The sequence below is a fragment of the Synechococcus sp. W55.2 genome (genome assembly GCF_047461635.1).
In the GTDB taxonomy this organism is placed as follows: Bacteria; Cyanobacteriota; Cyanobacteriia; order Thermostichales; family Thermostichaceae; genus Thermostichus.
The window spans coordinates 1-9328 of record NZ_JANSHM010000092.1 but is presented as its reverse complement, the minus strand read 5'-3'; the positions used below and the strand labels follow the sequence as shown (position 1 = coordinate 9328).

9 protein-coding genes and 1 pseudogene are annotated in these 9328 nt (G+C 59.9%); 4 read left to right on the top strand and 6 right to left on the bottom strand.

Features of this window, described 5'->3' with window-relative positions; translation table 11 throughout:
• Positions 1 to 496, bottom strand: a 496-nt coding sequence (locus NW828_RS13190) for a class I SAM-dependent methyltransferase (RefSeq protein ID WP_414384337.1), incomplete at its 3' end; no start/stop codon positions are given.
• 72 nt (positions 497 to 568) lie between these two features.
• Here NW828_RS13190 and glcD point away from each other — a divergent pair.
• Positions 569 to 2080 (top strand): glycolate oxidase subunit GlcD, encoded by a 1512-nt coding sequence (glcD, locus tag NW828_RS13185; RefSeq protein ID WP_414384336.1) that lies wholly within the window; start codon positions 569 to 571, stop codon positions 2078 to 2080.
• Between the two features lie 61 nt (positions 2081 to 2141).
• Here the strand turns inward: glcD and NW828_RS13180 are convergent, their stop codons facing one another.
• From NW828_RS13180 to NW828_RS13165, 4 genes are all read right to left on the bottom strand, one after another.
• Positions 2142 to 4028 (bottom strand): AAA family ATPase, encoded by a 1887-nt coding sequence (locus tag NW828_RS13180; RefSeq protein WP_414384334.1) that lies wholly within the window; start codon positions 4026 to 4028, stop codon positions 2142 to 2144.
• Between the two features lie 123 nt (positions 4029 to 4151).
• Positions 4152 to 4841 (bottom strand): hydrogenase nickel incorporation protein HypB, encoded by a 690-nt coding sequence (gene hypB / locus NW828_RS13175; protein ID WP_414384332.1) that lies wholly within the window; start codon positions 4839 to 4841, stop codon positions 4152 to 4154.
• 35 nt (positions 4842 to 4876) lie between these two features.
• Entirely contained in the window at positions 4877 to 5449 is a 573-nt protein-coding gene (locus tag NW828_RS13170) for a phycobiliprotein lyase (RefSeq protein WP_414384331.1), read from the bottom strand.
• 1051 nt (positions 5450 to 6500) lie between these two features.
• The gene (locus NW828_RS13165; RefSeq protein ID WP_011434379.1) at positions 6501 to 6797 is read right to left on the bottom strand and encodes a hypothetical protein; all 297 of its coding nucleotides are present in this window, start codon (positions 6795 to 6797) and stop codon (positions 6501 to 6503) included.
• A gap of 214 nt (positions 6798 to 7011) precedes the next feature.
• Here NW828_RS13165 and NW828_RS13160 point away from each other — a divergent pair, with 214 nt between their 5' ends.
• The 3 genes from NW828_RS13160 to NW828_RS13150 all read left to right on the top strand — a co-directional run bounded on the left by NW828_RS13160 (position 7012) and on the right by NW828_RS13150 (position 9149).
• On the top strand, positions 7012 to 7254 hold the full coding sequence (locus NW828_RS13160) for a Ycf34 family protein (protein ID WP_011434378.1): 243 nt from the start codon (positions 7012 to 7014) through the stop codon (positions 7252 to 7254).
• 146 nt (positions 7255 to 7400) lie between these two features.
• Entirely contained in the window at positions 7401 to 8414 is a 1014-nt protein-coding gene (gene hemF / locus NW828_RS13155) for an oxygen-dependent coproporphyrinogen oxidase (protein WP_414349961.1), read from the top strand.
• A gap of 39 nt (positions 8415 to 8453) precedes the next feature.
• A complete protein-coding gene (locus NW828_RS13150; protein WP_414384329.1) occupies positions 8454 to 9149 on the top strand; it encodes an alpha/beta hydrolase in 696 nt (231 codons plus the stop codon).
• On the opposite strand, the pseudogene NW828_RS13145 reads toward NW828_RS13150, so the two are convergent.
• Positions 9095 to 9328: pseudogene (locus NW828_RS13145) on the bottom strand (hypothetical protein); the annotation flags it as partial. The gene NW828_RS13150 and the pseudogene NW828_RS13145 sit on opposite strands and share 55 nt — an antisense overlap.

The window sequence follows — 9328 nt, the reverse complement described above, 5'->3', positions numbered from 1 at the left end:
CACCATACACAAACAGGTGCAAGAGCCCGCCGGGAGCCAATTTGCCGGCCAAAGCCTGCAGCCCCGCTAGCGGATCGGGCAGGTGGTGGAGCACGCCCACGCAGTTGATGAAGTCAAACTGCCCCGGCAGCTGGTCGATGTCGTAGACGTTGAGCTGGCGAAACTGCACCGGCGGTGCCTGGGAAGCCCGACAACGGGCCTCGGCAATCTCCAGGGCGCGGCTGCTCAGATCAAAGGCCCAAATTTCTGCGTTGGGGTTTTGGTGGGCAATGTATTCTGTTCCCACTCCCGAGCCACAGCCCGCATCCAGAATGCGCACCTTGCGCCGACCCGGATGGGATCCCGTACAAAAGGCATGGGCCTGGGGCCAACTCCAGCGCCAATTCCACCCTGGCGGGGGAACAGTGCCGACGGGCTGCGGGGGGAAAGGGTAGAGCTCGTAGAGCTGCCGCACTTGGTTGAGGATTTGTTCGGCGCTGGGGGAGTTGGGCTGCATGGACTATCTGTTGGAGCCAGCAAGACTATAGTGACAATATCCCCCTCCCAAACTCCTGCTGAGCCTACTGTTATGAAAGTGCTCCGCACCGCTAGCGCGAACGCTTCTGCTCATCCTCTACAGACCGGCCTCACCTTCGACTGGATCAGGCTGACGGCTGAGCTCAAAAAGATTCTGGATCCCCAGCGGGTGATCAGCAAGCCGGAGGAGCTGCTGGTTTACGAATGCGATGGGCTGGTCAGCTACCGGCAAAGGCCGGCGCTGGTGGTGCTGCCCCGCACGACAGAAGAGGTAGCGCAGGTGGTGAAGCTGTGCAGCCGCTACCAGGTGCCCTTCGTGGCGCGGGGATCCGGTACGGGCCTCTCAGGGGGAGCCCTGCCGGTGGAAAATAGCGTCGTCATCGCCACCACCCTGATGAAGCAGATCCTGGAAATCGACCTGGACAACCGCTGCATGGTGGTGCAGCCGGGGGTTATTAACACTTGGATTACCCAGGCCGTGGCCGCCCAAGGCTACTTTTATGCGCCGGATCCCTCTAGCCAGTCGGTTTGCTCCATCGGAGGTAATGTGGCGGAGAACTCCGGCGGTGTCCACTGCCTCAAGTACGGCGTAACAGCCAACCACATTCTCGGCCTGACGGTGGTGCTGCCGGATGGGGAGGTGGTGTGCTGGGGAGGCAAGATCCCGGAGATGCCCGGCTACGACTGGGTGGGGCTGTTTGTGGGATCCGAGGGCACCCTGGGCATTGCCACCGAGATTACCCTGCGCTTGCTCAAGGCCCCGGCTCAAGTGCAGGTTTTGCTGGCAGACTTTGACAGTGTGGAAGCGGCGGGATCCACCGTCTCCGACATCATTGCTGCCGGGATCATCCCCGCCGGCCTGGAGATTATGGACAACTTCAGCATCAATGCCGTGGAGGATGTGGTGCAGTTGGGCTACTATCCGCGGGATGCGGCGGCCATTTTGTTGGTGGAGGTGGATGGGCTGGAACTGGAGGTGGAAGAAGCCAGCCAACAGGTGAGGGCGCTGTGCTTCAAAAATGGGGCGCGACAGGTGCAAGTCGCATCCGACCCGGAAGAGCGGGCGCGGGTGTGGAAAGGACGTAAGGCAGCATTTGCCGCCATGGGCAAGCTCAGCCCCAACTACTATGTTCAGGATGGGGTGATCCCCCGCAGCCAGCTAGCCTTTGTCTTGAAGGAAATCGAGCGCCTCAGCCGTGAGTACGGTTATCCGGTGGCCAATGTGTTTCACGCTGGCGACGGCAATCTGCACCCCTTGATCCTCTACGACGAGTCGGTGCCGGGATCCCTGGAGCAGGTGGAGAAACTGGGGGGCGAGATCCTTAAGCTCTGCGTGCGCTTGGGGGGCAGCATCTCCGGCGAACATGGCATCGGGGCAGACAAACGCTGCTACATGCCGGAAATGTTTACGCCTGCGGATCTGGAGAGCATGCAATGGGTGCGGCAAGTGTTCGACCCCCAGCACATCGCCAACCCCGGCAAGATCTTTCCCACCCCCCGCACCTGCGGTGAGTCAGCCCACGCCCACAGCCAACCAGAATGGCAAGGGATCCCAGTCTTTTGATTTTGAAAGTTTGAAGGTGCTCCGAACCGCTGGCGTGATGGGAATAGCCCTCAGGCTGGGATCAGCCGGCTTGGCGTTGCTGCTGCAGCTCGGCAAAGGCTCGGCAGAAGTCTTCCTGTTGGATGACCAGGGTTTTGGCATCCACCGTCTCGGAAGTGGCGCGGTGGCGGCGGATGGCGGCAATGGCGGCGCGGTTGCTGAGCAGGGCCAGGTCGGCACCACTCCAACCTTCGGTCTGCTCGGCCCACCCCTGTAAGTCCACATCAGGCCCCAGGGGACGCTTGCGGTTGTGAACGGCCAAAATTTCCCGTCGCCCGCTGCGATCCGGCAGCTCCACGCTCAGGTGCAGCTCCAACCTGCCGGCCCGGGTGAGGGCGGGATCCAAACTGGCTTTGCGGTTGGTGGCGGCCACCACCAACACCCCCTGGCTGGGGCGGATCCCGTCCAGCTCTGCCAGCAGCTGCCCCAGAACGCGGTCGCTGACCCCACTATCCCCGGAGTAGCTTCCCCGCGCCGGGGCGAGGGTGTCGATCTCGTCGATGAAGATGACACAGGGGGCGCATTGGCGGGCGCGGGCAAAAAGTTCCCGTACCGCCTGCTCGGAGGATCCCACCCATTTGCTCAAGAGCTCCGGGCCGGAGACGGCAATGAAGTTAGCCTTGGCCTGGGAAGCGATGGCTTTGGCCAACAGGGTTTTGCCAGTGCCAGGGGGGCCGCTGAGGAGGATGCCCTTGGGCGCTTGGGCCTGAGCCTGCTCGTACAACTCAGGGTGCAGCAGGGATCCCTCGATGGCCTCTTGCAAAATCTGCTTGGCGTGATCCAAACCGCCAATTTGATCCCAGCTCACCTGCGGGGATTCAATCTCCACCGAGCGCAGCACCGCCGGCTTCACCTGTTGCAGAGCCTGTTGAAAATCCGCTGCGGTTACCGTCAGGGACTCGGGGATGGGGGATCCCAAATCGGGCACCTGCCGCCGCAAAGCCGCATAGGCTGCTGCCTGGCACAGGCCCCGCAGATCTGCCCCCACAAAGCCCAGCGTCTGATCCGCCAGGCTGTCCAGATCCACATCCTCCGCCAAGGGCATGCCGCGGGTGTGGATGGCCAGGATCTCCCGCCGCCCCTCCCGGTCCGGCACCTTGAAGATCACCTCCCGATCAAAGCGCCCCGGTCGCCGCAGAGCCGGATCCAGAGCCTCGGGCCGGTTGGTGGCTGCCAGCACCACGATCCCCTTTTGGGCCACAAACCCGTCCATCAGCCCCAGCATCTGGGCCACCAGGCGTTTTTCCACCTCCCCCTCGACAGTGGCGCGGTTGGGCACTAGGGCATCGATTTCGTCAATAAACACCAGACAGGGAGCCGATTTGGCTGCCTTTTCAAACAGTTGCCGCAGGCGCGCCTCCGCCTCGCCGTAGTACTTGCCGATCAGCTCCGGGCCGACAATGGCGATGTAGTTCACCCCCAGGCTCTCGGCCAGGGCGCGGGCCGTCAGGGTTTTGCCGGTGCCGGGGGGGCCTACCAACAACACGCCGCGGGGCGGATCCAACCCCAGCTTGGCCAGCAGATCGGGCCGCTTGAGGGGGATCTCCACCATCTCCCGCAGCGCTTGGAGCTGTTCCCTCAGTCCCCCCACATCCTTGAGGCGTGGCCCAGCCCAAGACTCTGGGCGGTCGGCAGAAGTTGCTGGCGGGTCGGGCACAGCGGCCTTGGACGGTTCCTGGAAGCGAACCGCAGACATCACTTGGGGCTCGCTGCTCCAGGGGGGATCCCCCGTTTGGGCAGGGCTGCGGCGGCGGGGGATGGAGCCGGAAGGGGGAATAGAACTGCCCAGAGGACGGGCCTGGATGCGGACTTCGGTTCGCAGCTCTCCACTTTGCTTTTTCTCGTCCAGCTTCTGAGCCAGCTCGATCAACTGCTCAATGCCCTGTACAAAGTCACTTAAATTGGCCATAGCCGGGATTTTCCATCCACACAAGTTATCTGCAAATTGACCCGCCAGAGGTGCTAACTCATCCCCTGCCTGGCCAGCTCAGGTGAGGAGAGTTCCACGGCTAGATGCTCAGTATGATACCCTTCACTGCGGCTGCCGTCGGTGTTGGGCAAGGAGAATCTGCTCTCGGATCCAGCCCAGCCAGGGCTCCAGCCCGTCACCCGTCTTGGCAGAAAGACAAAAAATCGGCACAGAAGGGTTGATCTCGCGGATATTGGCCTGGATCCGATCCAAATCCACCTCCAACACAGGAACCAGATCCACTTTGGTGATCAGCAGACAATCCGCCTCTCGAAACATGACTGGGTACTTGAGAGGCTTGTCTTCCCCTTCTGTGACGCTGAGCAGTGCTACCTTGGCGTGTTCCCCCACCTCAAACTCCGCCGGGCAGACCAAGTTGCCGACATTTTCCACCAGCAGCAAATCCAGTTGTTGGGGATCCAGCAGTGCTTCCAATTGCTGCAAGCCCCCGGCCACCATGGCCGCATCCAAATGACAGGCCCGCCCCGTGTTGATGGCAATCACCGGGATCCCGTAGCGACGCAACCGCTCCGCGTCCAGTTGGGTCGTCATGTCTCCCTCGATCACCGCCAGGCGCAGCGAGCCGGCAAGAGCGACCACGGTTTTCTCCAGCAAAGACGTCTTACCCGCCCCCGGCGCGCTCATGAGGTTCAGACAGGTTACTCCCCAGGCATCAAAATGCTCCCGGTTGTGGTCGGCCTGGTGTTGATTGGCGTGGAGCAGGTTAATCCCCAGATCCAAGACTTGGTGCATGGCACAACCCGTGTTGCGGTTGAGGAGAAAACGCTCTAGCTGCGGAAAGAGCTGGATTCGGCCACCGTAGGGGTGGGAGAAGGGCCGACGGAGAGTTTACGCACCTCGGAGCAGAAAGAAGCCATGCTGAAGCCACCGAACCGCTTGACAGTGCTGGCCCGCAGGCGCAAGTTGGGGCTGGCAAACCAAATGCGCTCTTCCGATTCGGTCATCTCATACTGGGTGTAGAGGGTGAGGGCGCCATCGGATCCCATGACATAGGTACCGGCCACCGGCACTTTCTCGGCGTAGCCCTGATCCCGCAGCAACTGCCCGCGCATGGGATCGGTCTCATCGGGGATAGGTACCAGCACCACGTCTCCCTTGTACTCTTCGTTGTCCCACTCCTGCTCGCCATCCCACTGCACCCGCGCTGCTCCCACAGCTCGTCGGGGATCCACCCTGAACAACTCGCAAACCCGGATGACTGCTGGATCGGTTGCCGCAAGGGTGGCAATTTGTAGCCGCGACCTCCCACCCTCAGAGCGGCGAAAAGCCAAGTGATGGCTGGTGCGTTGGCACATCCACTCCCCAGCACTGAGGGCGAAAAACTCCATTACGGTCATCATGGCCGACGCGGATCCTCATCGATGGAACAGGGTTTGCCGATCTTAGCTTGCAGAGCAACTCAACGATTTAGCTAACGGTGGTGCGGGGGCAATCAGTCCTGCGCTCTACCCGCAGGGTAAGCACCGGGATACAGGGATCCCCACCATACCCCTGAGCGAAATCTGTAGCAAAACCTACTTATGCTGGTGTAACCTACAAGCACCGGATTGATCCAGATGCCTCCCAACAAGCCGCTCGCGTCAGCGGGACGGAGGCCTTGCTGTTGGCGTGGCTGGAGATTGGCCGGGACGTATACAACTACACTTTGCCGGAAATCAACGAGTGGATAGCATCTTGCTCTTGGCCGGTGGACAGGGGTTCCTGGGTGCAGGAGTCCATCCTGTCTGCCGATGCACCGTTCCCTGGGATTAGACTTGTTTTGCGAGCTGGCAGTAGCCAGGGAGGCTGGGGAAGGGAAACTGCCTGTTCAGTCGGTCTGTCGGGGGTTGTAGACCCAGACAAGTGGCGTGGGGCAGGAATGCCCGACCGCGAGGTAAGGACTCCGTCCTGCTGACGGGAAGGGTGGCCCGCGCTCTGTCCACAGGACGAGCGCCGGGAGGATGTCACCATACTCCCCTGCCCAAAGGCAGAGGATTCTGGCTCTTGGTTCCAAGACAGCACTTGCCGTATCGGGTTGCCCCTTTACGACAGCGGTGCCCATCTCCCCAAGCGGGGCAGTTCCCTTCTGCCCTAAGTACCGTTGAAGAGAAAGGGCAAAACCTATTTAGGTTGCTTGCGTAGTCGCCGGACTACCGGGTTTTTTAAGTGGTTGACTACTCTACTACTGGTCTAGAGTACAGCACAAAAGCTGCCGTGAACGGCAGGGCTTTAGACCCAATTCTTTGGTAAAACAATTGCCAATAAAATGCCAATAAAAGGCTACCCGCTTGCTCGCCTTGCAGGGGCCAACTCAAGCGCTAGACCAAGAGAGCCAAGGTTTTTTTAACTCAGCACAGGTGTCTTTGGGGCAAGGGATCCATCCGACAAGCGCCAACCGACTGCCAGTTGTTTCTAACTGACGGCCACGGGCGACTTAGCGGCAGCAGCAGCGCGATTTTCCTCTTCCTCAGGAGGGACAACGGCAAACTCGATGTGATTGAGCAGGGTGGTCACGAAGGCGAAGAGCAGGAAAGGCAGGGAGATCACCAAAATCAGAGCAATGGTGAGAAAAGCGTAGAGGGGGCTATTCATCAGGGAGAGGGCAGCGGCCAAGCTGGCAAAGATGACAATCAGCCAAACGATGATCTGGCCGTAGATATCTCCAAAGGAGAGGGTGCAGGTGAAGCGGTAGCGGGTGTGGGTGTTCATGGCAGTTCCTCTGGATAGCCTGGATGGTTCGATCCTAAGGACAGATCAAGCCCCATCCTGAGAAATATGTCGAGATTTTAGACGAGAGACGAGGAGATGCCTCTCTTTGCTAAGAAATATCTCAAGAATCGGCTGAGAAAGAGGGGATCCGCCGTCTGGAAGGAGGCAGGATGCTACCCTCAAGGTTGGGAACCGTTTCTTGCAGGCAGCAGCCATGTGTATTTGTATTCACTGCTACTACGTGGATCGCTGTACCACCTACCATGCCGTGGAAGCGCAGCATCAGCAACCTCATCTCACACTGACGCCGGATTTTGAGCCGCAGGGCCCCCAGATCAATGTCAATATCCGCAATGGGGGCACCGAGATGGAATGGGATGTGGTGGGCTGCCAGAGCTTTCGCGAGGAACGGAACAAATGGGCGCGACTTCGTCCCTATGAGGCGGTTCCCACGTAAGATCCAAGAGCGGCCTGGATTTCCAGGGAGTTTCTTGCCCGGCCAGGTTAGAACTCTTCAGTTTGGCAGTTCGGCTCTCCCAGTCTGAGAGGTTTGATGGGGGCTGGAGAGGTTTTTGTCGAGTTTCGAGAGATTGGAAGACTATGATGCTGGCCTCAAGCCCTACAGCGCTGCCAGTGGATGCCCGTCAACAGGTGAGCCAATTCATGCAGCGCCTACAAGATGACATCTGTGCCCGTCTGGAGGCCCTAGACGGAAAAGCCAAGTTTCGGGAAGACCGTTGGGAACGCCCTGGAGGAGGGGGCGGGCGCTCGCGGGTCATTCAGCAGGGAGACGTGTTTGAGCAGGGGGGAGTCAATTTTTCCGAGGTGTTCGGATCCCATCTGCCCCCTTCGATTCTGAAACAGCGTCCAGAAGCGGCAGGGCATCCTTTCTACGCCACAGGCACCTCTATGGTGTTGCATCCTCGCAACCCCTATGTGCCGACGGTACACCTGAACTATCGCTATTTCGAGGCGGGGCCGGTTTGGTGGTTTGGGGGCGGGATGGATCTCACCCCCTATTACCTGTTTGAGGAGGATGCGGCCCATTTTCACCGCACCCTCAAGGCAGCCTGTGACCGCTTGGATCCCGTCTACTACCCAGTTTTCAAGATCTGGTGCGATCGCTACTTTTTCCTACCTCATCGCGGCGAGGCGCGCGGCGTTGGCGGCATTTTCTTCGACTATCAGGATGAACGCCCTGGGCTGCTCTATCGGCCTGAAGGCCAGGCGGAAGGGGATCCCGAACAACTGGCTTCTGAGCCACCATCGTTACAGGTGCGGGTGGGATCCCGCAGTTGGGAACATCTTTTCCAGTTGGTGCAAACCTGTGGCGACGCCTTCTTGCCGGCCTATGTGCCGATTGTGGAGCGGCGGCAGGGGATGGAATGGGGGGAGAGAGAACGGCAATTCCAGCTCTATCGTCGCGGGCGCTACGTGGAGTTCAACTTGGTCTATGACCGCGGCACGATCTTTGGACTCCAGACCCAGGGCCGCACCGAGTCGATCTTGATGTCTTTGCCGCCATTGGTGCGCTGGGAATATGGCTACGAGCCCCAGCCGGACACGTGGGAAGCTAAGCTCTACCAGGTGCTCCGCCAGCCCCAGGATTGGGCGTAGGCCGGCCATACCCCGTCTCTGCTTCTGAGGATCCGTGGCGTGTTTTCTCCTTTCCCCCTCACCTACCGCGTTCAGCCCCCCCGACAGGGCGGCTTAGGACCCGCGCCTGCGTTGGTAATGCTGCACGGGATCGGCAGCCACGAGGGGGATTTGTTCCAGTTGGCCCCCTATCTGGATCCTCGGTTGGCGGTGATCAGCTTGAGAGCCCCTATTCCTTGGAGTGGAGGCGGGTTTGCCTGGTTTGAAATGGCCTGGACGCCAGAAGGGCTGGTGGGGGATCCCCAGCAAGCGCGCAATAGCCTCCAGCTCCTGAGCCGCTTTCTAGAACAGACGCTGCCCAGTGGGATCCCGGATATTGCCTTGGATCCCAGGCAGGTGTATTTGCTGGGGTTTAGCCAGGGGGCGATCATGAGCCTGTATTTGGCTCTGACCCAGCCGGAGAAGCTGGCAGGGGTGGTGGCGATGAGTGGGCGTTTATCTCCAGAGATCCTGGCCGAGGCGGTGGAGCCGGAGCGGATGAAACACCTGGCCATCCTGGTGGTTCATGGCACTGCTGATGCTGTTTTGCCGATTGCTTTTGGCCGTCAGATCCGGGATTGTTTTGCCCCGCTGCCACTGAACTTTACCTATCGCGAGTACGAGATGGGCCATGAAGTTTCCCCGGAGAGCCTGCGGGATATTCAGGTGTGGTTGCAAAACCTGTTGGATAGGAGAGATTCGGAAGTGAAAACGTAAACTACCCGACTCCGACCGCTAAAGCGGTACGGAGCGGGCTTTCGGTAGCCCTGCAGTTGGCAAGCCAACCACGAACCTCTAGGCTGGTTTACAGCAGCCCCAAAAAGCGCAATCACATTCGCACCATTCAAATCCGCATCCCCTTCCCATCCACAGTGTCCACACTTAAACTTCTTTCC